The following is a 25,164-nucleotide window of genomic DNA, read 5'->3' on the forward strand; positions in this document are numbered from 1 at the left end:
TCTAGTCCCCTGGAGAGGGGATTTATGATCATCCGTCTGACGGTCCGGGACCCGGCGATCCCCGCCCAGCACGACGTCGAGGTGACCGCGGAACCGGACACCCCCATCGCGTCCCTGCTGCGTGCCCTGCCCGTGGCGGTCGACGAGCGGCCCTGCTTCGTCGGCACCGGCAAGCTGGACCCGGACGCCACCGTCGCCGACAGCCCGCTCGTGCACGGGTCGGTCATCAGCGTCGGCGAGCCCGAGCGGTCCCGGCCCTGGCGGCCGATGGCCGCGGCCGGCGCGGTCCGCGTGTTCGCCGGGCCCGACGCAGGACGCGTGTTCTGGCTCAGCCCCGGCCGGCACGTCATCGGGCGGCGGCGCGGCGACCTCACCCTGCCCAGAGACCAGACGGTCGCCGAACCGCACGCCCAGCTGGAGGTGTCCTGGACCGGCGAGGTCACCGTGGTGGACCTCGGCGGCGGCGCGCTCGTCGACGAGCTCCCGGCCGACGGGCAGGCGGCACTGCGCCCCGACTCCGTGCTGCGGGTCGGCGGTGACCGGCTGCGCTGGGTGCCGCTGCCGCCCGCGCGGCTCAAGGCCGTCCGCAGCCTGGACGGCCGGGTCGACTTCGACCGTGCCTTCGCCCCGTCCCCGGCCGTGCCCGCCGAGCGGATCACCCTGCCGAGAAGCGAGGCCACCCCGCGCACCTTCGCCGTCCAGCTCCTGTCGTCGCTCATCCCGCTGCCGATCGCGGTGCTCATGGCGGTGTTCCTGCAGAGCCCGTACTTCCTGCTGTTCGGGCTGCTGACGCCCGTCACGTTCTTCGGCACCCAGTGGGTCGAGGGCCGCCAGCGCAAGCGCAAGGAGCGCGAGTTCGCCGAGCGCAAGCGGGAGACGGCCGAGCGGATGCGCCGGCACGTCGTACGGGAACAGTGGCTGCGCGCCCTGGTCGCGCCCGACGAGGTGGATCTGACCATCGCCGCCTTCCACGAGGGGCCGGGGCTGTGGCCGCGCAACGCCGACTCGCCCGACGGGCTGGCGCTGCGCGTCGGGGTGGCGGACGAGCGGGCCGCCGTCGAGCTGAGCGGCGAGCCCTGGGAGGGGTTCGAGGAACCCATGCTGCGCGGCGCGCCGGTCACCGTCGACCTGCGCGAGATCGGGGTGCTCGGCGTCGTCGGGCCGCCCCCGTCCACGGACGCGCTGCTGCGCTGGCTGCTCGTGCAGCTCGGCACCCTGCGCGACCCGGACGAGCTGCGGCTGGTCGTCATCACCGCGTCCGGCGGCGACCACCTGGCGTGGACGCGCTGGCTGCCGCACCTGGCCGGCGGCGCCGGAGTGCCCTGCATGGTCGGCAACACCCCGCAGACCAGGACCGAACGGATCGACGAGCTCAAGGACCTCGTCGGCGAGCGGGTGAAAGCCGTCAAGTCGTCCAGGGAGACCCGGTTCGGCGAGGAGATCGTCGTCGTGCTGGACGGCGCCAGGGCGCTGCGCGACATCCCCGGCATGAAGGAGGTGCTGCGCGAGGGTCCCTCCGTCGGGGTGTACGTGATCTGCGCCGACCAGCGCAGTCTCAACGAGTGCCGCGGCGTGTGCGAGCTGGACGGCACCCGGCTGATGCTCACCAGGGGACGCCAGGGCCTGCCGACGCCCGTGCAGCCCGAGTATCTGGGGGAGGAGGCAGCCGAGCGGATCGCCCGCGCGCTGGCCCCCATGCGCGACCGGCTCACGCTGGCCCGCGCCGAGAACGTGCTGCCCGACGCGCTGCGCCTGCTCGACGTGCTCGGCCTCGGCGTGCCCGACGCGGACGCCGTGCTCCGCCGCTGGGCCGCGTCACCCGGCCCCACCACCAGGATCCCCGTCGGCGGCGACGGCGCCGGCCCGGTCGCCGTGGACCTGGCTGCCGACGGACCGCACACCATGCTCGGCGGGGCCACCGGGGCGGGCAAGAGCATCCTGTTGCAGACCCTGGTCACCTCGCTGCTGCTGGCCAACCGGCCCGACGAGCTGAACCTGGTGCTCGTCGACTTCAAGGGCGGCAGCGCGTTCCTGCCGTTCGAACACTGCCCGCACGTGGTCAGCCTGATCCGCTCCACCGGCGACACCGCCGCCGACGTCTTCGACGAGGCCGCCGCCCTGCGGGTGCTCTCCTCCGTACGGGCCGAGGTCCGGCGCCGCGAGGCCATCCTGGCCAGGTACGGGGGCGAGATCGACGCGTACTGGGCCGCCGGCGGCAGGCTGCCGCGGCTCGTCATGGTGTTCGACGAGTTCGCCCGGGTGCTGGAGACCTCGCCCGACTTCCTGCGCGAGCTGGTCAACGTGGCCGCCAAGGGCCGCTCGCTCGGGATGCACCTGGTGCTGGCCACCCAGTCGCTCCAGGGCAAGCTGTCACCCGAGCTGAAGAACAACATCTCGCTCCGCATCACGCTGCGCCAGAACGAGCCGTCGGACAGTACCGAGGTGCTCGGCGTGCCCGACGCCGCCACCATCCCGTCCCGGCTGCGCGGGCGCGGCATGATCATGCGGGTGGGCGCGGAGCAGCGCACCCCGCAGCCCTTCCAGACCGGATACCTGGGCAACCCGCCGCCCACCGGCGCCGCGCCCGCCACCGCCCGCCTCGTCCCGTGGGCGTCCCTCGGCCTGCCGCGGCCCGAGCCTGCGGGCCCGCCGCGCGGCACCCGTACCGACCAGGACCTCGCCATCCAGGCCGTGATCGCGGCGTCCGCGCGCGTGCCGATGGACCCGCCGTTCCGGCCCCTGCTGCCGCCGCTGCCGGCCGCGCTGCCCGCCTCCGCCCTGCCCCCGACGGCGGGCATCCCGTACGGGCTCGCGGACGACCCCGTCAACCAGGCGCAGCCCGCGATGGCGCTGGACCTCGCCGGGACGGAACGGCTTATGGTGGCGGGCGGGCCCCAGTCGGGGCGCACCACGTTCGCCCGCACCCTCATCAGCGGGCTCGACCCCGGCCGGGCGTGGCTGTACGTGATCGAGAACCAGCCTGGCGGGCTGGCCGCGTACGACGCGTTGCCGCACTGCGGCGCCGTGGTCTCCGCCGCCGAGCCCGACCGGGTCCGGCGCCTGATCACCTGGCTGGCCGCCGAGACCGAGCGTCGCAAGCACGCCCGGGCCGCGGGCGACCCGCCGATCCTGCTGGTCGTCGACGGGTGGGAGTGCTTCGAGGACCGCGCCGACCCGGACTTCTTCGAGTCGAACCTGCTGGTCACGGTACGCGCCATCGCCGCCGGAGGGCCGCCCGTGGGCGTGCACGTGGTGGCGGTCGGCGGCTACGACATGCTGCGCGGGAAGACGCCCGACCTGTTCTCGCAGCGGCTGTTCCTGCCGTTCCCGCGCGAGGAGACCCGGCGGTCGCACCTCGCGTCCGGCATGGTGTCGCCGCCGGTCCTGCCCGGCCGGGCCATCGAGGCGGCCACCGGGTTGCACGTCCAGGTCGCCCTGCCCGGCGAGCCGGACCCGCGCCCCGGCCTCGTCGCCCGCCCCTTCCCGCCGATGCCGGCATCGGTGCCTCTCGCGGCCCTGGACGTCCCCGGGGTGGCGCTCGGGGTCGGCGGGCCCGACGTCGCGCCTCTGGGGCTCGACCTCTTCGACGCCGGGCCCCACCTGGTGCTGGTGTCCGGGCCGCCCGGGTCCGGGCGCAGCAACGCCGCGCTGGTGCTGGCCACGGGGCTGCTCGACCGGGGTGTGCCCGTCCTGGCCGTGGCGCCGCCCCGGTCGCCGCTGTCCCGGCTGCCCGGCGCGCTGTCAGGCACGGCCTTCCCGGACACGGCGCTGCGGGAGGCGGTGGCGGGCTGGGACCGGTTCGCCGTGGTGGTGGACGACTTCGACCAGATCACGGTGACGCCGTCGGAGAAGAACTTCGAGACCCTGCCCACGCTCCTGCAGGAGACCACCGCCCTGTCGCAGCTGGGGCGGCGGGCGCTCGTGCTGTGCGGGGACGCGCTTCCGGTGCTCGAAGGGCAGCGCCGCTCACTGGCCGGGGTCCTCACGGAAACCCTCCGCAGCGGCACCCGCCTCCTGCTCGCCCCGGCCAACCGGGTGGTGGCCAGGGAACACGGCCTCACCCTGGAACCGGACCAGTACTTCACCGGCCCCCCGGGCCGCGCCTACCTGGCGGCGGCCCGCCGCCTGGACCTGGTCCAACTGGCCCTGCACGACGATCAGAGGTCTTCGGGGGCGTAACACTTCGGGTCGTTGTCGAAGCCGTTCCAGTAGACCCAGAGCCTGCCGCAGGTCGGACAGCGGAACATGGATTTCGCGGCCAGGTAGATCTTCTCGACGTCCACGAGACCCTGGAAGGTGTCGAACTCGGTGTCGGACATCAGCTTCCACTCCAGCGGGTTCGGTATCTCGCCGCTGGTCCGAATGATCGTCCCGCACTTGCAGAAGAACTTCGCCATCAGGGCAACACCACGATTTCGCCGACCCGTCCACCCGTGCCTGCCACCCGGTTCGCGATGTTAGCCAGATCCACCGCGTTGACCGAGGACTCCGCCAGATCGACGATAACCCCGCCGCCGTGCACCTGGCTGCCTTTGGACGCGACGGCGCTGACGATCCTGTTGGCGTTCCCGGTCCTGGGCGTGTAGACGTCCCAGCGGACGTCGTCGACCAGCAGGTCACTGGTGCCGCCCCCGGCCCGCGTCCCCGCCGGATCGCGCAACAGCACCCGGTGGCCCCGCCCGGCCATGTACTGGGCGGCGCGTACCTCGGAAGGTGACGGCGCCTTGGCGGTGACCCGGAGCACGCCCAGTTGAGGACCGGCGATGAACTGCGGGTACGGGGCGAGCCCGAGCGGATCCAGCCCCTGGACGGCGTTGTCCACGTATGTGTGGGGGTCCCAGCCGCCGATGAGCCCGATGGGGTCGCCGCTGACGTACCTCGCCGTCTCCGGGTCGTAGTAGCGGAAGTGGTTGTAGTGGAGGCCCGTTTCGTCGTCGGCGTACTGGCCGGGGAAGCGGAGGGGGCAGGCGGTCGCCTGGGGAGGGCCGACGGGGGCGCCCCAGAGGGAGTGCCGTTCGCGCCAGGCCACCTCGCCCTCCGGGGTGACCAGTTCCGTCGGGGTGCCGACGAGGTCGGTGGTGATGGCGTAGAAGCGGGCGTCCACCTCGTCCTGGCTGGGGTCCTGGTCGAGCTGCGTGAGGGGGTGGAAGGTGCCCGGTGACCAGTTCCAGGTGGTGGTGCGGGAGTCCGTGAGCTGTTCGGCCAGGTGGAGGCCGTCCCAGACGAAGTCGACGCGGGTGGTGCCGTCCGTCTTGGCGATGCGGCGGCCGAGGGGGTCGTAGAGGTAGCGCCAAGTGGTGCCGTCGGGGGTGGTGACGGAGGTGAGGCGGTCGTCGGCGTCCCAGGTGTAGTGCCAGGTCCTGGGCTTGGTGGAGAGGGACGCGCGACGGCGCAGGACCGCGCGGCCCTGGGCGTCGTACGCGTAGGTGGTCTTGCCCGCGGCGCGGATCATCGTGCCCTGGTACGAGCGGGCGCCGGGGGCGGTGCCGGGCCAGGCGGCCTCGGTGAGCCGGCCGGCGGGGGAGTAGGCGTACGACTCGGTCCAGGACGGGCCGGTGACGGAGGTGGGGCGGCCCACCGGGTCCAGCTCGTAGTGGCGGGGGCCGTCGTGGAGGTCGGAGACGGCGGTGAGGTGGCCGTCGGGGCGGTACTCGTACGCGCGCCGCTGGAGGACCCGGCCGCGGCCCGAGAGGAGGGTCTGGGCGCGCAGCCGGGAGTCGGGGTCCCACTCGCGGGTGAGGGCGAGGGTGGTGCCCAGGTGGCGGGCGGTCTCGCGGCCGAGCGGGTCGTGGGTGAAGTGCAGGGTGTGGCCGGCCGTCCGGAGGGATTCGACCTGGTCGCGGGCGTCGTAGGTCCAGGTGGTCTCGGCGCCTGACGGGGTGCGGCGCAGGACGCGGCGGCCGAGGGCGTCGTAGGCGGAGGCGACGGTGCGCCCGTTGCAGGTCTCCGCGACCACGCGGCCGTGGGCGTCGCGTTCGACGCGGAGGTCGGCGTCGGGGCCGGCGGCGTGGACGAGGCGGCCCATGAGGTCGTGGGCGAAGGTGGTCTCGCGGTCGCCGGAGCGTTGCCGTGTCACGAGGCCGAGGGGGTCGCGGGTGTAGGTGACGCGCTCGCCGGCGCCGTTGACCTTCTCGACGAGCCGGCCTCCGGCGTCGTACGCATAAGTCAGGACTCGGCCGTTGAAGTCGGTTTCGCTGACGGGGTTGCCCGCCGGGTCGTACGCGTACCGCCAGGTGAGCCCCTGCGGATCGGTGACCTCGACCAGTCGCAGCTCGGTGTCGTACGTGAAGCGCAGCCGCGCCCCGTCGGGCCCGGTCCTGGACACCGGCAGGTCGAACGGGCCGACCTCGACGTGCGTGGACTGGCCGAGCGCGTCCACGTGCTCGACCAGGTTGCCCTCGGCGTCGTACCGCCACCGCTCATGGGCGCCGCTCGGCAGGGTGCGGCCGGTCAGCCGGCCCTCGACCGTCCAGGTGCAGCGGGTGGCCGCGCCCAGCGGGTCGACGATCGTGGTGACGCGGCCGAACGCGTCGCGTTCGTACCGGGTGGTCGCGCCGAGCGGGTCGGTGACGGCGAGGGGAAGGCCGGCCGGGTCGGTTTCGACCGTGTGCGCGTGGCCGAGCGCGTCGGTGACGGCGGTCAGGTGGCCGCGCGGGTCGTAGGCGTACGTCTCGCCGGTCCGGGAGTCGGCCGTGAGGTTGCCGCGTTCGTCGTACGCGCGCCGCCAGACCGCGCCGTCGAAGTCCTCGATCGTGACGGGCAGCCCGTGGTCGCCGACGGTGAAGGCCCGCCGGGCGCCGTCGGGGCGGGTGATCGCGACCAGCGCGCCGCCGTCGTACGCGTACCCCTCGGTGTCGCCGAGCGGGCCGGTACGGGAGAGCGGGCGGCCGTGCCGGTCCCAGGCGTATACGGTCTCGTGGCCGAGCGGGTCGATCTCCCGTACGACCTGGAACCGCTCGTTGTAGTGATAAGTCGTGATGTGTCCTAGAGAGTCGCGGGCCCGCGTCACCCCGTCCTCGTACACCAGCTCGACGTCGAAGATCCCGGCCGCCCCCGAGCCGCGCACGCACCGCCCCTCACCGTCGTAGGCGTAGGCGTACCAGGCCCCGATCCGGTCGTCCCACCGCGTCATCCGCCCCGACGCGTCGTAGCCGAACCGCAGCGGCAGCCCCGAGGAGTCGACCACCTCCACCAGGTTCCCGTCCTCGTACGCGTACGACAGCAGCGTCTGCCCCGCACCGCGCAGCCGGATGGAGACGATCAGCCCGTCGTGCGTCTCGACGTCCAGCCGGTAGCCGCCCGAGTGCGCCACCTCGGCGGGCAGCCCGTCCTCGGTGTAGTGGAAGTCGATCCGGTTGCCGTTGCGGTCGGTGACGGCGGCCAGCGGCACGGTGCCCAGCTCGCCGAAGAACCCGGAGAAGCGCGTGGTCAGCCCGGTTTCCGGATCGGTCACCGTGTACGAGCCGTCGTCCCCGCGCAGCTCCAGCCAGGGCCCTTCGACCGGCACGGCGAAACCGTCGTTTTCGGGGTGCGGGAAGGACACCAGCGTCCCGGAGGCGGTCACCAGGCACACGCCCGCGTCGTCGATCTCCAGCCGCTGGTCGAAGGTGGACGCCCAGGACCTGCCGAAGAACCGCCCGGTCCCGTGGTCCGACAGATGCGTGCGTTCGAGCACCAGCGGCAGCACCCCGGGCAGCTCCACGTCCACCTGCGGCAGGATCACCACACCGGTGGGGAAGTGCACCGGGTCCTTGCTGAACGCCTGCTTCGTCCTGCCCCAGGCCGACGCCGCGGCGGAGGAGGCGCGGCCCTTCAGCGAGCCGAGCGCCGAGCGGATGGACGCGCCGCGCGCGCCGAGCCCGGCCAGCCTGCCGCCGCCGGCCCGGACGGCCGCGGCCATCCCGCCCAGCGCGAGGCCGCCGCGGGCCAGCAGCCCGACGCTCCTGCCGCCGGGGATGACGCCCAGCGCGTCCAGCGCGACCTGTCCCAGGCCCGCCTTGCCCTGGCGGTACTTGTTCAGGCTGTCGGCCAGCACCACCGCCCCCGCGGCGACCGCGACCCCGGCCAGGATCGCCCCGGCCAGGCCGCCGGTGCCGATGATCAGCACGGCCACGCCGGCGACCAGCGCGACCTTGCCGGCGAAGTCGACGAACGCGTCCCACGACCGGAACGGCGCGGTCACCGTGTCGAGCGCCTTGCGCAGCAGCGACCGGTTCTGGATGCCGCTGCCTTCGAGCGCCTGCTCGATCTCCTCGACGGCCCTGTTCTCGGCGTCGCCGCGCAGCCGGGCGGCCTCGTCGGCGAGCCTGCGGGCCCGGTTGCGCTCGGCGTCGGCGCCGCGGGCCCGCTGCACGGCGGGCCGCACCGACGCCTGCACGGCCGGGTCGGCGGCGGTCACCGCCGACTCCAGCTCGGGCAGCGCGCCGCCCGCGTTCGGCAGATGCGCCCGCACCTCCCTGACCGCGCCCTGGTACTGCTCGACGGCGGCCGTGCCCTGGCGCAGCGCGCTGCCCGCCCGGGTCTTGGCCTGCTCCAGGCTGCCCGCGTACGTCATGAGCGCGTCGCCCGCGCCCCGGTACGCCTTGGCCAGCTTGGCCAGCTCGCCGGGCAGCTCACCCAGAGCCTCGGTGTACGAGGCCGCGTAGTCGCCGCGCATCCGGAGCGTGCCGGCGTTCCCGGACACCCCGCGCAGCTTGGCGGTGTTGTCGTCGGCCAGCCGCGCCTCGCCGAGCAACCGGCCGGCGAGCGCGCGGACCTGGCCGGGGTCACCCGGTGCGGGATCACCGGGCAGACCGAGGACGTCCCATCCGGCCGGCATGCTCATGGGATCACCCTCCGGAGCTGAGCGAGGCGTCGAGCTCGCGGTGCTTGGCGATCGCGGTCTTGAGGAACTGGCTCATCCCGTCCAGCCCCTGCATGACCTGCTTGGCGCCGGTGTTCCACTGCTCGTAGTCCTGCTGGAACTTGCCGGACGCGCGCTCGGTGACGAAGTCGCTGCTGACGAGCTGGTCGATCATCGACTTGAGCTGGGTCAGCCGGCCTTCGATGTCCTCCTTCTCCTTGTTCAGGCGGTTCGCACTGCTCTCCACCTGGGGGAAGCTCAAGTGGTGGGTGCCACCTGCCATGACAGATCACTCTCCTTGTTTTCCTTCTCGGTTAGCTTCTCGGGTCCGACCAGGCCAAGGTGGCGCTGATCGCGTCGAACAGGTCGAGCATCGGTTCGGCCAGGTCGTGCTGCGGGCTGGTGAGCACCAGGTCCAGCACGCCCTCGTCGCCGGGCACGGGCACGAGCGTCTGCATGGCCACGGCGTCCTCCCGCACGCCGCGCACCCGTACGGCCCGCCCGGCGGGGATCTCCACGATCCGCACCTCACGCCAGACAGGGGAGTCCGAGCTCGGTGCGATCGCCGTCACGCCCGAGGCGATGGCCTCGACCGTGTTGCCCGCCGGGTCCGGATCGCCGGAGGTGTGGAAGGCCATGAGCGTGGCGATCACGGCCGGGGCGCCCTCTTCCATGTCGGTCATGGCCGCGCCGAAGACCGCGCCGTGCCGTCCCGCCAGGTCGGCCACCTCGCGCAGCAGCCTCACCAGGGTCGGCCGGTGCGGCTTGAGCGCGGGGGCGGCGGCGATCCGCGCGTCCACCGCCCTGGACAGGTCGGCCCCCCGGCCGGCCCGCCAGACGTCGAACGTGTACCAGGACTCGGGCACCCGCACCGTGAACCCGAACGGCAGATCAGCCACCGGCCACCCCCGCGAAGAACGCGTCCACGCCCTCCGGGCGCAGCGCCACCCCGTACGAGCTGACGTCCCGGCCGGGCGTCAGCCGGGGCGCGGGCTCCGCCAGGCCGTCGACGCTGACGGCCCCGACCTGGGTGCCGTCGGCCAGCACGATCCAGCCGCCGATGATCCGCGAGCCGCGCACGTCGGCGGTGGCCCGGTAGAGCCCGGACGGCTTGCGCACCGTCGAGGCGGTGAACCGCCAGGTGTCCCCTCGGGGGCCGAGCCGGCCGGTCGCTCTGCCGTCGCGCAGCTCGGCGGTGAGCGTGAAGTCCCCGTCCTCGGCGCCGGAGAGCTTCACCCGGTTGTCCCTGGCGGTGCCCTTCATCCAGACCTCGTTCGTGCCGTCGCAGAAGTAGCCGACCGCCTTGCCTCCCCGGATCGACACGGCGACGAGTCCGCCGCGGCTGACCCGCCCGGCCAGGTCGGCCTTCTTCGGCGTGGGGTCCCGGCTCTCCTCGGGGGTGGGCCCGGGTTCGGGGGACCGCGCGGACACGGGCTCGGGCGGCCGCGGCGCGGGCGTACCGACGAGGGCGAAGACGCCCCACGCCACGCCGGTCGCCAGCAGGATGCCGGTGATCAGGCCGAGCGCGAGCGGCGAGCCCCTCACGAGTCGCTCCCCTGGGAGGAGGTGGTCAGCGCCTCGGCGAGCGACCCGTCGAGCGTGCCGGTGCCCTCCACCAGCGCGTCCAGCAGGCCTGCGGCCCGCTCCAGCAGCTGGTCCATCTTCTCCCTGTTGTCGGACGACTCCTCGAAGAACCGGCGCAGCGCCGCGTCGACCTTCGCCGACCCGGTCTCGCCGCCGCGCCCGCCCAGGGTGCCGCCGTCCAGGGCGGACCTGATGGCCTTGAGGTCGCGCGAGACGTTCGCGGCTTCCCGCCGGTCGGCGGAGAACTCCTCAGCCATGGGTCACCTCCCCTCGCGCCAGTCCCGGTACGAGGTCTCGCTCGTCAGCGGTCCCGCGTTCACGCTGGTCATCTCCAGGCGCAGCCGCTCGGGCCGCCCTTGGCCGTCCAGGCGCAGCTCGAAGGCGACGTCACCGGTGGCGATCACGCCCGCGTACGCGCCGATGGTCTCCTCGCCGCGCACGCTCTCCAGCGGCACCCGGCCGCTCAGCGTCCGCCCGCCGTCCGCCACCCGCACCTTCCGGCCGGCCGCGGTCAGCAGCGCCTCGATCGTGTACGGGGAGCTGTTGCGCCGGGCGTGCAGCGCGTACTGCTGGAGGCACGAGCCCGCGGCCGGTCGCTCCAGGTCGAACGGGACGCCGTCCACGCTGCCGCCGCCCGCCGCGAGCCGCACCTGCCCGCTCCGGGATCCGCAGCCGACCCGCATCGCGTACGCGGTCGGCGCGCCCCGGTCGCGGCTGAGCGTGCCCTCGGCGGTCAGCTTGTCCCCGGTACGGGCCAGCTCGGCCCGCTGCTGGAACGTGGCCGTACGGGAGCCGATGCCGACGGGCGTGACCTCGCGGTCGCCGCCACCGGCGGTCAGCGAGACCGCGGCCATGGTGACCAGGAAGATCCCGCCGGCCACGCCCGCGTAGAAGGCCGGCCGTCGCCACGGCGCCTCAGGGTGGTCGGGAGGCGGCTCCGGCGGGCGGGAGGCGGGCGCCAGCACCCGCTCCTCCGCCTCGCGCAGCAGGTCCTCCACCGAGCCGACCGGCCCCGCCGTCGCGTGTCCGAGCAGGATCCGTACCAGATGCGCCGAGGACGGCCGCGCGGCCGCTTCCGGGCGCAGGCACTCCTCCACCACGGACCGCAACGCGGGCGGCAGCACGTCCAGGTCGCCGCCGCCGGCCGCGAAGGCCACCACCTCCGCCCAGTCGCGCACGTCCTGCGCGCGCAGGTCCTCGGCGGACAGCGGCGCCCGCCAGTCGAGATACACCGGCCCCGCGGTGTCGAGCACGATCGCATCGGGACGGAGCCCCAACCCTGACGCCCCGCCGAGGTGCAGCCTGGCCATGGCGGTGGCGCAGGCCAACGCGAGCCTGTGCAACGCCTCGCCCTTGACCGGGCCACGCGTCCGCACGGCGTCCGCAAGCAGCTCTCCCCGTACGCGGAGGCTCTCACCGGCGTTGATGGTCATCGCCGTCTCCCCATTCCAGCCTCGTTGTCGCGCTCTTGTACGCAGAGACGGCGGGGGAGGGTTCAAAGGAAGGCGAAAAATTTCCCCATGTCCCGGGAAGCGGGCGCGTGGCCATACTCTTGCGGCATGGCGACGAACGTGGCGGGCGCCCGCGGACGCAAGCCGGAGACCCGGCTGGGGCTGGTGCGGCGGGCCAGGAAGATGAACCGGGTCCTCGCGGAGACCTACCCCGACGCCCACTGCGAGCTCGACTTCACCAACTCGTTCGAGCTCCTGGTCGCCACCGTGCTGTCGGCGCAGACCACCGACGTGCGGGTCAACCTGACCACGCCCGCGCTGTTCGCGAAATACCCGACGCCCGACGACATGGCCGCCGCCAACCCCGAGGACCTGGAGGCGATCATCAAGCCGACCGGGTTCTTCCGGGCGAAGACCCGCTCGCTCATCGGGCTGGCCACCGGCCTGCGCGACCGGTTCGGCGGCGAGGTGCCGCGCAAGATGGCCGACCTCGTCACGCTGCCCGGCGTCGGCCGCAAGACCGCCAACGTCGTGCTCGGCAACGCGTTCGGGGTGCCGGGGCTGACCGTCGACACCCACTTCCAGCGGCTGGTGCGCCGCTTCGGCTGGACCGAGGAGACCGACCCGGTCAAGATCGAGCAGGTGGTCGGCGAGCTCATCCCCAAGCGTGAGTGGACCGTCTTCTCCCACCGGATCATCTGGCACGGCCGGCGCATCTGCCACGCCCGCAGGCCCGCGTGCGGCGTCTGCCCGCTGGCCGCGCTCTGCCCCTCCTACGGCACCGGCCCGACGGCCGCCGAGGAGGCCCGCAAACTGGTGCGTTCCGGGCCCTTCTCGTAGCCGGGGAAGCTCCCTGATCCCCCCGGCGTTGGAGAAGTCGTGACCGAGGTGCCCCACTGGCTCGACCAGCTCGCCGCCAACGCCGCCACGACCCTCGTGCCCCCCGGGCTGCGCCCGCCCGCCCGCGGCGGCCGCAAGGCGGCGGTGCTGGCGCTGTTCGGCGACGGCCCCTACGGCCCCGACGTGCTGCTCATCCAGCGCAGCGCGCGCGGACGCCGGCACCCCGGCCAGCCGGCCTTCCCCGGCGGCGGCGTCGACCCCGACGACGACGGCCCGATCGGCGCCGCGCTGCGCGAGGCCGAGGAGGAGACCGGCCTCGACCCGCGCGGCGTCACCGTGCTCGGCACCATGCCCGAGCTCTACCTCTCGCACAGCGACAACCGGGTCACGCCCGTGCTCGGCTGGTGGCACGACCCGTCGGCCGTGCACGCCGCCTCGCCCGACGAGGTCGACTCCGTCGAACGGGTGCCGGTGGCCGAGCTGACCGACCCGGGCAACCGCGTCATGCTCCGCTGGCGGGCGGGCATGGCGGGCCCGGCCTTCCGGGTACGCGGGATGCTCGTGTGGGGGTTCACCGCGGCGGTGCTCGACGGGATGCTCCGCGACAGCGGGCTGGAGCTGCCCTGGGACCGCGACCGGGTGGAGGAGATCCCCGTCGAGGTGCTAAATCTCGCGGCCCGTGGCTAGCGCCACGCCGAGCGAGGCCCAGCCCGCCACGTCGGCGTCGGCGTCCTCGGTCAGCGAGCGCAGCGCGGCCAGCCCCGAACGATCCGGCGGGTCGCCCAGCACGTGCTGCAACGCGTAGGCCGCCCCGTACCGCACCCGCGCGTCCCCATGGTGCGCCAGGTCGATCACCGACGGCAGCGAGCGCGGGTCGCCGAGATGACCGAAGGCGATCAGCACCGAGTAGAGCACCACCGCGTCGTCCTCGCTGGCCGCCAGATAACGCAGGATCGGCAGCGTACGGTCCACGTACGCGCCCAGCATGCCCAGGATGTCGACGCCCAGCAGCCGCTCGAACGCCTCGTCGGCCGCGCACAGCCGCCGGGCCTCGATGAAGGACTCCAGGTCACCGCGCTCCCGCAGCAGGCTGATCACCTGCCACCGCACCGGCCCGTCCGGGTCGGTGTCCTGGAGAGCTGCCTCGATGAGACCGCGAACTGTTCCCTCGAACGGCGGCATGCGGATCACGCTAACCGTCACGTACGGGCGGTCCTGGCCGAAGACATGCACACTTGACCCAGTCCCTGGTTAGCTTTGAAGCGTGCGCGGTGATCTGCTTGACCTCATATTGATCGGCCTCGTGATCGCCTTCGGGATCTCGGGATACCGGCAGGGCTTCATCATCGGTGTGATGAGCTTCGTCGGATTCGTGGGCGGGGCCGTCCTCGGGGTGTTCATCGCGCCGCCGATCGCCCGCGCCATCGTCGACGGCGACACGCCTCAGGCGCTGCTCGCCATCGTGGTCGTCTTCCTCGCCGCGACGATCGGCCAGTTCGCCTCCTCGACGATCGGCGCCGTGGTGCGCTCGCACGTCACGTGGGAGCCCGCCAAGGTCGCCGACGCGGTGGGGGGCACGTTCGCCAGTGCGCTGTCGGTCCTGGTGATCGCCTGGCTGATCGGTTCGCTGATCGTCTCGACCTCGTTCACCCCGCTGGTCGACCAGGTCAAGGGGTCGTTGCTGCTCACCACCGTCGACCAGGCCATCCCGCAGGCCGCGCGCAACTGGCAGCAGCCGTTCAAGAAGTTCATCGACCGCTCCGAGTTCCCGCCGGTCTTCGACGCGATCGGCGCGGGCCAGCTCGTCGACGTCGACCCGGCCCCGCGCAGCATCCTCAAGGGCGCCAAGCTGGAGCGGGCCACCCGCGCCATCGTCAAGGTGCAGGGCAACGCCGAGAGCTGCAACAAGCACATCGAGGGCACCGGCTTCGTCTACGCCCGCGACCGCATCATGACCAACGCGCACGTCGTCGCCGGGGTCACCCGCGACCTGCAGATCGTCGACCACAGCGGCAGGCGGCACGCCGCCACGGTGGTCCGCTACAACCCGCGCCGCGACATCGCCGTACTGCGCGTGCCCGGCCTCGGCCTGCCCGCGCTCGCCTTCGACGGCGAGGCCCAGAAGGGCGACAACGCGATCATCGCCGGCTTCCCGAAGGGCCAGGGCTTCACCGCCGAGCCGGCCCGCATCCGCAGCCGCATCAACAACGCCGAGAGCCCCGACATCTACCGCGACACCAACGTCACCCGCTCGGTCTACGCCATCCGCGGCGTGGTGCTGCCGGGCAACTCCGGCGGCCCGCTGCTCACCGTCGACGGCCGGGTGTACGGGGTGATCTTCGCGGCCGCGGTCAGCCAGGAGGAGACGGGTTACGCGCTCACCGCCGACGAGGTCCGCCCCGACGCCGACCAGGGCAGGAACGACACCAGCCCGGCCGACACCCAGGAGTGCGACTGACCCTCAGCCCGGGTCGCCCGGCAGCTCGGCCAGGATCAGGGTGATCGCCGCGCCGGCGTCGCTGTCTTCGTTCAGGGCGGACGCCGCCCTGCCCACCGCGTCGTACGGGTCGCCGTACGACTGCACCCGGGCCGCGCCGCGGGCGAACAACGTCAGCGCGCCGCGCCCGTTGCCGCGCTGCAGATGGGTCAGCCCCACGCAGATCTGCGCCAGGCCCTGCCACAGCTCGCGCTCCTCCTCGGGGGCGCACTTCCAGCGGCCCTCGAACACCTCGTGCGCGTTGAACGGCAGCCCCTCGGCGAGGAACCGGCGGCCGTCGGCGAGCGCCTGCCCGGTGGTCGGCGCGTAGTCGTCGGGCACCCTCGGCGTCCCCGCCGAACCGTACGGCAGCGGCCGGCCGAACGCGTCACGCGGCCGGGCGTTGCGCGGGCGGCCCTCCGGGTCTCGGTCTCTCATCGATCGGGCTCCGGGTCCGCGAGCCAGCCGATCAGCTCGGTGTCGAACACGTCGGGAATCTCCTCGTGCGGGTAGTGGCCCGCCCCCTCGAACAGCCGCCAGCGGTACGGGGCGGCGACGTATCGGCCCGACCCCTGCGCGGTGCGCGGCAGCGCGCAACGGTCGAGCGCGCCGTGGAGTTGGAGGGTCGGCGCCTCGACCTCGGTGCGCATCGTCCTGGCGTAGCGGTGGCCGTCGGGGCGCAGCTGCGAGCGGCCGAACCACCGGTGGTACTCCAGCGCGCAGTGGGACACCGTCGGGATCCTGAACGCCTCGCGGTAGGTGCGCGACGTCTCCTCGTCGGGCCACTCCGGCCCGGACCACTCGTCGAGCAGCTTGCCCACGAGCGCGCCGCCCCGGCGGGTCAGCCGCCACTCCGGCAGCAGCGGGAGCTGGAAGCCGAACGCCCGGCGGCTCGCCTTGAGCTGGCCGAACGGGTCCGTCAGCAGCGCGTTGCGCAGCCGCAGCGGGTGCGGGGCCGCCACCGCCACCAGCCGGTGCACGCACTTCGGGTCGAGCACCGCCATCGTCCAGGCCAGCAGCCCGCCCCAGTCGTGGCCGACCACGATCGCCCCTGTCTCGCCCAGCGCCCTGATCAGCCCCGTCGCGTCGGCGGCCAGCGTCGGCAGGTCGTAGCCGCGCGGCGGCTTGTCGCTGTCGCCGTAGCCGCGCAGGTCGACCGCGACCGCGCGATAGCCAGCCGCGGGCAGCGAGACGAGCTGGTGACGCCACGTCCACCAGAACTGCGGGAACCCGTGGAGCAGCAGCACCAGCGGCCCCTCACCCGCCTCCACCATGTGGAACCGGGTGCCTCCCGCGTGCACCGCGCGGTGCGTCCACGGACCCTCGATGCGGACGACGGCCTCGTCAGGCGCCATCGCTCGCCACCGGCCTCTTGACCGGGCTGGGCCTCCCGTCGCCCACCTGGAGCTCCGGCTCGTCGGGGTGGGCGATCTCCTTGAGCCCCTTCAACGACCGGCCGGTCCGCTTCATCTTGGCCAGCCCCTTCAGCTTGCGCACCCCGAAGAAGACCGCCAGTCCCGCGGCGGCCAGGTAGACGACGGTCACGATGAGGAAGGCGGCCCACGTCGGCAGCCACTGGGCGAGCACGAACGCGAACGTGAACGAGGCGAGGATCAGGCACAGGTGAGCGGCGAAGGCGGCGGCGGCGAACGCGCCGACGGCCGTGCCGACCCGCTTGGCGTCGAACCTGAACTCGGACTTGGCCAGCTCGATCTCCGACCGGACCAGGGTCGAGATGTGATCGGTCGCCTGGGCGACGAGCGAGCCCAGCGATTCTTCCTCGGGAGTCTGCGGCATGAACGTCTCCTATCGGGGCCTGATGGCCGTGTCAATCATCATTCAGCGGGATACGAGCTCGCGTACCGTACGCGAAACCGCGTCGCCGCCGTGGCCCCACGCGTGGAACCCCCGCGGAACATCCCAGGAACCTGCCCACCACGCGCCCCGCAATCACTCCCAGATCTACCGCATCCGCGGACGAGGTGCCGAGCCGGCCCGGCACGCGCGCGGCCCCCTGTCCCAGGCGCGGGGACAGGGGGCCGGGTGCGGATCGCTCCTAGTCTTCGGCCTTCGCCGAGGGGAGCTTCTCCGAGATCAGGTCCATCACCGTGCTGTCGGCCAGCGTGGTGACGTCGCCGATGCTCCGGTTCTCCGCCACGTCACGCAGCAGCCGCCGCATGATCTTGCCGGACCGGGTCTTGGGCAGCTCGGGCACCACCAGGATCTGGCGCGGCTTGGCGATCGGGCCCAGCGTCTTGGAGACGTGCGCGCGCAGCTCGGTCGCGATGTCGGCGCTCTCCTCGACCGTGCCGCGCAGGATGACGAACGACACGATGGCCTGGCCGGTCACCGGGTCGGTGGCGCCCACCACCGCGGCTTCGGCCACCTTCGGGTGGCTGACGAGCGCGCTCTCCACCTCGGTGGTGGAGATGTTGTGGCCGGAGACGAGCATGACGTCGTCGACGCGGCCCAGCAGCCACAGGTCGCCGTCCTCGTCCTTCTTGGCGCCGTCGCCCGGGAAGTACATCCCGTCGAACCGCGACCAGTAGGTGTCGATGTAGCGCTGGTCGTCGCCCCAGATGGTGCGGAGCATGGCCGGCCACGGCTCGCGGACGACGAGGAAGCCACCGCCGCCGTCGGGCACGCTGTTGCCCTGGTCGTCGACCACGTCGGCGACGATGCCGGGCAGCGGGCGCATGGCAGCGCCGGGCTTGGCCTCGGTCACGCCGGGCAGCGGGCTGATCATGATGGCGCCGGTCTCGGTCTGCCACCAGGTGTCGACGACCGGGCACTGGTTGCCGCCGATGTTCTCGCGGTACCAGACGTACGCCTCGGGGTTGATCGGCTCGCCCACCGAGCCGAGGACCCGCAGGCTCGACATGTCGAACTTGGCGGGGATGTCGTCGCCCCACTTCATGAACGTCCGGATGGCCGTCGGCGCGGTGTAGAGGATCGTGATCTTGTACTTCTGCACGATCTCCCAGAACCGGCCCCGGTGCGGGGTGTCGGGCGTGCCCTCGTAGATCACGCTGGTCGCGCCGTTGGCCAGCGGGCCGTAGACGATGTAGGAGTGGCCGGTCACCCAGCCGATGTCGGCGGTGCACCAGTAGATGTCGGTCTCGGGCTTCAGGTCGAAGACCGCGTCGTGCGTCCAGGCCGTCTGGGTCAGGTAGCCGCCGGTGGTGTGCAGGATGCCCTTCGGCCGGCCGGTGGTGCCGCTGGTGTAGAGGATGTAGAGCGGGTCCTCGGCGCCGTGCGGCTCGGCGGTGTGCTCGGGGCTCTGGCGGTCGACCACGTCGTGCCACCACAGGTCCTTCTCGCCGAACGCGGTCTCTTGCCCGGTGCGCCGTACCACCAGGACCTTCTCCACCTGCGGGCACTCGGCGACGGCCTCGTCGACGGTCGGCTTGAGCGCCGACGGGTTGCCGCGGCGGTAGCCGCCGTCGGCGGTGATGACCAGCTTGGCGTCGGCGTCGTCGATGCGGCTCTTCAGCGCGGCCGCGGAGAAGCCGCCGAACACCACGGAGTGGACGGCGCCGATGCGCGCGCAGGCCAGCATGCTGATCGGCAGCTCGGGGATCATCGGCAGGTAGATGGCCACCCGGTCGCCCTTGCCGACGCCCAGCTCCCGCAGCGCGTTGGCGGCCTTGCCGACCTCCGCCTGCAGGTCGGCATAGGTGATCACGCGGGAGTCGCCCTCGGGCTCGCCCTCCCAGTAGTAGGCGACCTTGTCGCCGTGGCCGGCCTCGACGTGCCGGTCGACGCAGTTGTAGGCGACGTTCAGCTCGCCGCCGACGAACCACTTGGCGAAGGGAGGGTTCCACTCAAGGGTGGTGTCCCAGCGCTTGGCCCAGGTCAGCCGTTCGGCGGCACGCTCCCAGAACCCGAGGCGATCCGCGTCGGCCTCGGTATAGGCCGCGGCGGTCACGTTCGCGGCCGCTGCCAGCTCAGCCGGCGGCGCGAACCGGCGGTTCTCCTGCAGCAGGTTGGACAGTGCCTGGGTCTCGTTGCCAGGGGTCTCCGGGGCCACGTTCGCGCTCCTTCTGGGGCCGTACTCGGTTGGGTCAACCCCCACTTCACCAGGTCACGCCGCATCCACACAAGAGGTCTAGACAGGTCTGTACCGTTCGTCGCACGAAGCAGACAGCTTGCCGATTCGAATGACAAAAGCTATTGAAACGTTGTCTTTCTGAATCTCCATCCTGGAACGCGCCAAAGGCGGAAGCTTTATGGGCCCCCCTCCGGGAGGTGTGCGAGAGCGATCTGCGAGGCGCGCGAGAGCGATCTTCTACCCGCCGGTATGGTCGATATCCGTGAGTGACCCATTGGCCGTCATCGCGCGGCTTCCCGGCGTGCCCGAGGCGGTCGACGCCGCCCGCGAGGCCGTCGACCGGCTCTACCGCCACCGAGTCCTGCGCCGCGCCAGCCCGGCCGTCTCCACCGAGTCGTCGCTCCGCGGCGCCCGCGCCTCGGCCGCGCTCGCGGGCGTGGACGTCACGCTCGACGCGCTGCGCGGGGACGAGGCGCACGACCCGGTCGTCCAGGGAGCGCTGCGCGCCTCCGCCGAACTGGGCCGCCTCGGGCCCACCTGGCGCAAGGCGCCCCGGCAGGTGCTGGCCCGCCTGCACACCGTCGCCGCCGCCGGGCTGACCGGCCAGGAGGCGCTAGGCAGGCCGCGGACCGACGACACCGCCCCCGACCCGCTCGGCCTGGGCCCCGCGCCGTCCGCCGAGGAGACGGCGGCCCGGATGGAGAGCCTCTTCCAGCTGATGGACGGGCCCGGCAAGGCTCCCGCCCTGGTGCTGGCCGCCATCGTGCACGCCGAACTGGCGGTGCTGCGGCCCTTCGGCACGGCCGACGGCGTGGTGGCACGCGCCGCCGAACGGCTCACGCTGGTCGAGTACGGGCTCGACCCCAAGTCACTGGTGGCCGTCGAAGTGGGCCACCTGGAGCTGCCGTACGCCGAGGGGCTGCGGGCCTACCTGAGCGGCACGCCGGAGGGCGTCGCCCAGTGGATACAGCAATGTGCCTCTGCGGTAAGCCTGGGAGTGCGGGAAGCGGCCGCCATCTGCGAAGCCATGCAAAGAGGCTGACGACATAGCCGACGGCGCCTCTGTCAAGAGACGCCGTCTGCCGGTGCATCACACCGGGTTACCAAGCGTGCACCTGTATTCGTCGGAGCGGGTCAAGCCCGTCACGACGCGCCTCCCGCGGCTGGTCGCGCGTGGGTGCCCGGCTGATGCACCCGGACAACTGGTCCGTGCCTTCTTTCTACGACGGATCCGCCCTGATGGGAACCCCTGAGAACAAGACCTTTACCGGAGGTTGCCCGGGACACCGGCGTGGCGCATCGCCGACGGGGGCGGCGATGCGGGCGATGGCACCGTGGTGCGCGGCGACCGGTGCGCGCGGGCGCACGCGCGCCGCCTCGGCGGTGGCAGGTCCGTAGTGCCCATCACGTTCCGTGATGGCCTTTATGTGATCGTTATGCGATTAGCAAAAAACTTGGCGCAAATGCCAGATTGCGCCTCGACGAAACTCGAGTCGATCGGGCAGCATACGGTGGTATCGCCCGAAACTGGAGCGACTGTGCACGGGGTTTGGTTTCCCAGTCCCTTGCCATGCTCTGGTGAAGTGATGAAAGCTTTCTTCTGAAACGGGACCGGCTCTACCCCCCCGGAGCCGGACCGAACAGGCGACCCCCGCTCTCCCCCCCGGCGGGGGTCGCCCCATTTCCAGACATAGTTCGGCGTCCTGGGGTCGCGTGCCGCATCCGCGTTCCCCGGGTCCTGCTAGGTTCTGCGCGGCCCGCGTCCCTGCCCCGTGTTCCCTGTGCCCCCCGCGGCCCCCGTCATTGCGCCTCCGCGCCCCGTACCCTCGCGCCCCTGCGCCCCCGGCCCCCGCACCCCCGCCCATGCCCCTGCGGGCCCCCGCGCCTCGTACCCCCGCGCCCGCGCTAGCCCCGCCGACCACCCGCCTGTCTTCCGTCCGCTCACCCCCGGCCGGCATGCACCCAACAGGCGTGGCACGCAGCAGGTCGAGTTAGTTATCCACAGCCTGTGTACGCAATGCCCCCGTCATCCCCAGAACCCGGTTCGCCTCCGTAGGGCCCGACCCACTCCGGGCATCGTCGGACCCCCACCCCCAGGGAGGCCCGATGAATCGCCCACTGGTCATCACCGAGGACCATGACCTGCTCGACGACCTGGTCCGCATCGCCGCCGCGGCGGGCGCCCAGCTCGACGTGGCCCACGCCCCCGCCCACGCCCGCCCGTTCTGGGCCCTGGCCCCGCTGGTGATCGTCGGCGCCGACCTCGCCGACGCCGTCGCCGCCTGCGCCCCGCCCGCCAGAGACCGCGTACTCCTCGTCACCCGTACCCCCGACGACCCCGACACCTGGCGCCGCTGCGTCACCGTCGGCGCCCAGGCGGTCATCCCCCTCCCCGACGAAGAGCGCCGCCTGGTGGAAGAACTGGCCGACGCCATGGAGCCACACCCCAAGTCAGGCACGATCCTCTGCGTCATCGGCGGCCGAGGCGGCGCCGGGGCCAGCGTCCTGTCCGCCTGCCTGGCCCTGCGCGCCTCCCAGGACCACCTCCGCACCCTCCTCGTCGACGCCGACCCTCTGGGAGGCGGCCTGGACGCCCTCCTGGGTCAGGAGGAGACGGAAGGAGCCCGCTGGGCCGACCTGGTGGCCAGGCAGGGCCGAATCAGCTCCACAGCCCTTCAGGGAGCCCTTCCCGGCTTCGGTGACCTCTCGGTCCTGTCGTTCCATCGCGGCGAAGTCCGCCCCATCCCCCCGGAGGCCATGCGCTCGGTTCTGGAAGCCGGCCGCCGAGGGTTCGACCTGGTGATCGTCGACCTCCCTCGCCACCTCGACGCGGCCGCCGCCGAAGCCCTCACCAGGGCCACCACCACCCTCCTGGTCGCCACGGCCGACGTCCGCGGCATCCTCTCCGCCGCCCAAGTCCTGCGCCAAGCCGCCGAGCACACCTCCGACCTCCGCGCCGTCATCCGCCCCGGAGTCCTCGACCCGGATACCGCAGCAGTCTCCCTAGCCATCCCCGCCGCCGCCCGCCTCCCCGACCAGCCCCGCCTGACAACCACCCTCAACCGCGGCGAACTCCCCAAACTGGGCCCCCGCACCACCCTCGGCGCCCTCTGCGCCACCCTCCTCCACGACCTCCTCCCACCCTGACCCGCATCACCCAAACGCCAGCCCCTTCGTCCCCCCACCACCGCCCCCAGCACCCCCACCACCACCGCCCCCAGCACCGCCATCCAGCACGCCACCAGCACCGCCCCCAGCACCGCCCCCAGCACCGCCACCACTGACCCGACCACCCTGGCCACCAACCCCGAGGCACCACCGGCGCACAACCCAGCCCGAATCGAGGTCCCATGTCCCACCAGGTCACCCCCGAACTTGTAGAAGCCGTCCGGGTACGTCTCGCGAGAGCCGGGGCCGAACCCACAGCCGCCCAGGTAGCCGTAGCACTACGCGCCGAACGCGCGGTCTACGGCGACGCCGAGATCCTCGCCGTCGCCCGCGCCCTCTGCGCCGACCTCATCGGCGCCGGCCCGCTGGAACCGCTCCTCGCGGCACCCGAAGTGACCGACGTCCTGGTCAACGGCCCCCGCGAAGTATGGGTCGACGACGGTCAAGGCCTGCGCCTCACCTCGATCACCTTCACCGACGACGCGGCGGTGCGCAGGCTCGCCCAGCGCCTAGCCGCCGCCGCGGGCCGCCGCCTCGACGACGCTTCCCCGTACGTCGATGCCCGCCTCGCCGGAGGCGTCCGCCTGCACGCGATCCTGCCGCCGGTCGCCTCGGGAGGCACCTGCGTCTCGCTACGCCTGCCGCCCCGCCGTACGTTCACGTTGCCCGACCTCGTGGCCGCCGGCACCATCACCCCAGCCGCCGTCCCCATCCTCACCACCCTGGTCACGACCAGACGCGCCTTCCTGATCTCCGGCGGCACAGGCACTGGAAAGACGACCCTCCTCTCCGCCCTCCTGTCCCTGGCCGACCCGGGCGAACGCCTCCTCCTGGTCGAGGACTCCGCCGAACTCCGCCCCCTCCACCCCCACGTGGTCCGCCTCGAATCCAGACCCGCCAACGTCGAAGGGGCCGGTGGCATAGGCCTTCGCGACCTCGTCCGCCAGGCTCTGCGCATGCGCCCCGACCGGCTGGTGGTCGGTGAGGTCAGGGGAGCGGAGGTGGTCGATCTCCTGGCGGCCTTGAACACGGGCCACGAAGGCGGCTGCGGCACTCTTCATGCCAACACGGCAGCCGACGTCCCACCCCGTCTGGAGGCCCTGGGATGCGCGGCCGGTCTCAGCAGGCAAGCCGTCCACAGCCAACTGGCCGCCGCCCTGGACGTCGTCATCCACCTCACCCGCAGCCGTACCGACGGCAAACGCCGCATCTCCGAGATCTGCCTACTGTCCCGAACCGACGACGGCCTCGTCCAAGCCATCCCCGCCGTGACTTTCACCCCCGACGGCCAGGTCCGCCCAGGCCCCGCCTACACCACCCTCAGCGACTCCCCACGCCCAGACCGTACTCCGCCCCCGAACCCACATAGATCCTCTCCTCCAGCCCACCCCACCCCAGCCTCTCCGCCTCCCCATCCCGCCTCAGCGCCTCCGCCCACGCATCCCGTCCCGGCACCTCCGCCCACGCATCCTGCCTCAGCACCTCCGCCCACGCATCCCGCCTCAGCGCCTCCGCCCACGCATCCCATCCCGGCACCTCCGCCCGCCCATGCCACCCCCGCTCCGCCCAGACACTCCACCCCCGCTCCGCCCGCCCCCTCCGCCCCGATGCCTCCGCCGACTCACTCCGCCTCAGCACCTCCGTTCACCAACTCGATCCCGGCGCCTCCGCCCAGCCACCCCGCAGCACCGCGCCTCTCCCTCTCCACTCCCCAGCTCTCCACTCCCCAGCTCTCTTCCACCCAGGGAATCTCCACGTCCCACGCCCACTTCGGGCAGAGCCTCTCAACGCCCAAGCCCGCGCAGAGCCTCTCGACGCCCAGGACTCTTCCCACCCATGGCGACTCCCTCTCCCCGATGGAGGCTCCTCCCGCGCAGGCCCCCGTACACCCACAGCAGGGCACCACCCTCCCCACCAGCCAGACGCCCTCCCGCAGCGCCGCATAGGCGAGCCACCGTCATGACCGTTGCCGCCGCCGCCCTCTTCACAGCCCTAGCCGTTTGGCTGTGGACCGGTCCCGACGCCGGGACCCGACGCCTCACCCGGCTCACCCACCGAGAGGACAAGCCCCGCCCACACCCCCTGAAGACCCTTCTCACCCGTCCCAGCAGGTCACGCCGAGCCGACGCCTGGCGCCGAGCGTCGATCGAGCTGTGCCATGCAATGACAGCCGAGCTGTCAGCAGGCAGAACCCCCGGAGAAGCCCTGACCAGAGCACTCACCGCAGTCGACTTCCCCGACCCCGACGCGCTGCGTCCTGTGTCGGCCGCGGCCAGAGACGGCGGCGACGTATCCACCGCTCTGCTTCAGGCCGCCCCCGAGGAGGGCGGTGAGGGCCTACGCCGCCTCGCCGCCTGCTGGGACGTCAGCCTGACGGTCGGCGCGGGCTTGAGCACCCTGGTGGACCGGGTAGCCGCGACGCTGCGCGCCTCCCAGACCCACCGTCAGGACGTGGCAGCCCAGTTGGCCGGGCCCCGCACCACGGCCAGAATGCTGGCCATCCTCCCGGCCCTGGGTCTCCTGATGGCCGCAGCCCTAGGCATGCGCCCCCTTTCCTTCCTGCTGGGCGGCATCCCGGGCTTCCTCTGCCTCACCGTCGGCCTCTCCTTGGACGCCTGCGGCCTCTGGTGGACCCACCGCATGGCCACCCGAGCAACGAATCTCTGACCGCCCTCACCCTCCGCCCACTTCGCAGCCCCACGCCGACGTCCGCCCCGTTCCCCCATCGCCCCGACCGACCTTCTTGACCTCT

General features: G+C 72.7%; 19 protein-coding genes and 2 pseudogenes. 8 read left to right on the forward strand and 13 right to left on the reverse strand.

The features are described 5' to 3' along the window. Window positions 1-24 precede the first annotated feature (24 nt). Window positions 25-4,179, forward strand: a complete 4,155-nt coding sequence (locus tag ACGFI7_RS31745; protein WP_393411009.1) for an FtsK/SpoIIIE domain-containing protein — start codon at window positions 25-27, stop codon at window positions 4,177-4,179. On the opposite strand, the gene ACGFI7_RS31750 is transcribed toward ACGFI7_RS31745, so the two are convergent. The 7 genes and pseudogenes from ACGFI7_RS31750 to ACGFI7_RS31780 form a co-directional block, all read right to left on the reverse strand. Next, window positions 4,158-4,397 (reverse strand): hypothetical protein, encoded by a 240-nt coding sequence (locus ACGFI7_RS31750; protein ID WP_393411011.1) that lies wholly within the window; start codon window positions 4,395-4,397, stop codon window positions 4,158-4,160. The two genes, ACGFI7_RS31745 and ACGFI7_RS31750, sit on opposite strands and share 22 nt — an antisense overlap. Before the next feature lie 398 nt (window positions 4,398-4,795). Next, window positions 4,796-8,824, reverse strand: a pseudogene (locus tag ACGFI7_RS31755) (DUF6531 domain-containing protein); the annotation flags it as partial. A gap of 4 nt (window positions 8,825-8,828) precedes the next feature. Beyond that, window positions 8,829-9,125 carry a WXG100 family type VII secretion target gene (locus ACGFI7_RS31760; RefSeq protein WP_393411013.1) on the reverse strand — a complete coding sequence of 99 codons (297 nt, stop codon included), beginning with the start codon at window positions 9,123-9,125 and terminating at the stop codon, window positions 8,829-8,831. A gap of 31 nt (window positions 9,126-9,156) precedes the next feature. After that, window positions 9,157-9,741, reverse strand: a complete 585-nt coding sequence (locus tag ACGFI7_RS31765; protein ID WP_393411015.1) for a hypothetical protein — start codon at window positions 9,739-9,741, stop codon at window positions 9,157-9,159. Beyond that, window positions 9,734-10,387, reverse strand: a complete 654-nt coding sequence (locus ACGFI7_RS31770; protein ID WP_393411017.1) for a hypothetical protein — start codon at window positions 10,385-10,387, stop codon at window positions 9,734-9,736. Before ACGFI7_RS31770 ends, ACGFI7_RS31765 begins: the two co-directional genes overlap by 8 nt. Continuing rightward, window positions 10,384-10,683: a hypothetical protein gene (locus ACGFI7_RS31775; RefSeq protein WP_393411019.1), complete on the reverse strand. Its 300-nt coding sequence runs from the start codon at window positions 10,681-10,683 to the stop codon at window positions 10,384-10,386. The genes ACGFI7_RS31770 and ACGFI7_RS31775 overlap by 4 nt, the downstream gene beginning before the upstream one ends. A 3-nt stretch (window positions 10,684-10,686) precedes the next feature. After that, the gene (locus tag ACGFI7_RS31780; protein WP_393411021.1) at window positions 10,687-11,859 is read right to left on the reverse strand and encodes a hypothetical protein; all 1,173 of its coding nucleotides are present in this window, start codon (window positions 11,857-11,859) and stop codon (window positions 10,687-10,689) included. A gap of 126 nt (window positions 11,860-11,985) precedes the next feature. Between ACGFI7_RS31780 and nth the strand changes: the two genes are divergently transcribed. Next, window positions 11,986-12,717 (forward strand): endonuclease III, encoded by a 732-nt coding sequence (gene nth / locus ACGFI7_RS31785; RefSeq protein WP_393411023.1) that lies wholly within the window; start codon window positions 11,986-11,988, stop codon window positions 12,715-12,717. 39 nt (window positions 12,718-12,756) lie between these two features. After that, window positions 12,757-13,404: an NUDIX hydrolase gene (locus tag ACGFI7_RS31790; RefSeq protein WP_393411025.1), complete on the forward strand. Its 648-nt coding sequence runs from the start codon at window positions 12,757-12,759 to the stop codon at window positions 13,402-13,404. Here the strand turns inward: ACGFI7_RS31790 and ACGFI7_RS31795 are convergent. Then, window positions 13,381-13,899, reverse strand: a complete 519-nt coding sequence (locus ACGFI7_RS31795; RefSeq protein WP_393411027.1) for a HEAT repeat domain-containing protein — start codon at window positions 13,897-13,899, stop codon at window positions 13,381-13,383. The two genes, ACGFI7_RS31790 and ACGFI7_RS31795, sit on opposite strands and share 24 nt — an antisense overlap. A gap of 82 nt (window positions 13,900-13,981) precedes the next feature. Between ACGFI7_RS31795 and ACGFI7_RS31800 the strand changes: the two genes are divergently transcribed. Then, entirely contained in the window at window positions 13,982-15,175 is a 1,194-nt protein-coding gene (locus ACGFI7_RS31800; RefSeq protein ID WP_393411029.1) for a MarP family serine protease, read from the forward strand. Between the two features lie 3 nt (window positions 15,176-15,178). Here ACGFI7_RS31800 and ACGFI7_RS31805 read toward each other — a convergent pair whose 3' ends face one another. From ACGFI7_RS31805 to acs, 4 genes are all read right to left on the reverse strand, one after another. Then, window positions 15,179-15,631, reverse strand: a complete 453-nt coding sequence (locus ACGFI7_RS31805) for a DUF309 domain-containing protein (protein WP_393411031.1) — start codon at window positions 15,629-15,631, stop codon at window positions 15,179-15,181. Next, complete coding sequence (locus tag ACGFI7_RS31810) at window positions 15,628-16,548, reverse strand: alpha/beta fold hydrolase (protein ID WP_393411033.1); 921 nt, start codon at window positions 16,546-16,548, stop codon at window positions 15,628-15,630. The genes ACGFI7_RS31805 and ACGFI7_RS31810 overlap by 4 nt, the downstream gene beginning before the upstream one ends. Continuing rightward, window positions 16,538-16,990: a phage holin family protein gene (locus tag ACGFI7_RS31815; RefSeq protein WP_393411035.1), complete on the reverse strand. Its 453-nt coding sequence runs from the start codon at window positions 16,988-16,990 to the stop codon at window positions 16,538-16,540. The genes ACGFI7_RS31810 and ACGFI7_RS31815 overlap by 11 nt, the downstream gene beginning before the upstream one ends. Before the next feature lie 259 nt (window positions 16,991-17,249). Then, the gene (gene acs / locus ACGFI7_RS31820) at window positions 17,250-19,223 is read right to left on the reverse strand and encodes an acetate--CoA ligase (protein ID WP_393411037.1); all 1,974 of its coding nucleotides are present in this window, start codon (window positions 19,221-19,223) and stop codon (window positions 17,250-17,252) included. A 283-nt stretch (window positions 19,224-19,506) separates the two neighbouring features. Between acs and ACGFI7_RS31825 the strand changes: the two genes are divergently transcribed. The 3 genes and pseudogenes from ACGFI7_RS31825 to ACGFI7_RS31835 form a co-directional block, all read left to right on the forward strand. Then, a complete protein-coding gene (locus tag ACGFI7_RS31825) occupies window positions 19,507-20,286 on the forward strand; it encodes a Fic family protein (protein WP_393411039.1) in 780 nt (259 codons plus the stop codon). A 1,064-nt stretch (window positions 20,287-21,350) separates the two neighbouring features. Next, the gene (ssd, locus tag ACGFI7_RS31830) at window positions 21,351-22,391 is read left to right on the forward strand and encodes a septum site-determining protein Ssd (protein WP_393411041.1); all 1,041 of its coding nucleotides are present in this window, start codon (window positions 21,351-21,353) and stop codon (window positions 22,389-22,391) included. A 203-nt stretch (window positions 22,392-22,594) separates the two neighbouring features. Then, window positions 22,595-23,719: pseudogene (locus ACGFI7_RS31835) on the forward strand (TadA family conjugal transfer-associated ATPase); the annotation flags it as partial. Between the two features lie 314 nt (window positions 23,720-24,033). Here the strand turns inward: ACGFI7_RS31835 and ACGFI7_RS31840 are convergent. After that, window positions 24,034-24,246 carry a hypothetical protein gene (locus ACGFI7_RS31840; protein ID WP_393411410.1) on the reverse strand — a complete coding sequence of 71 codons (213 nt, stop codon included), beginning with the start codon at window positions 24,244-24,246 and terminating at the stop codon, window positions 24,034-24,036. Between the two features lie 329 nt (window positions 24,247-24,575). Here ACGFI7_RS31840 and ACGFI7_RS31845 point away from each other — a divergent pair, with 329 nt between their 5' ends. Further along, a complete protein-coding gene (locus tag ACGFI7_RS31845; protein WP_393411043.1) occupies window positions 24,576-25,079 on the forward strand; it encodes a type II secretion system F family protein in 504 nt (167 codons plus the stop codon). The last annotated feature ends 85 nt before the right edge of the window (window positions 25,080-25,164 follow it).

The organism is Nonomuraea sp. NPDC048826 (genome assembly GCF_043198225.1).
Taxonomy (GTDB): Bacteria; Actinomycetota; Actinomycetes; order Streptosporangiales; family Streptosporangiaceae; genus Nonomuraea.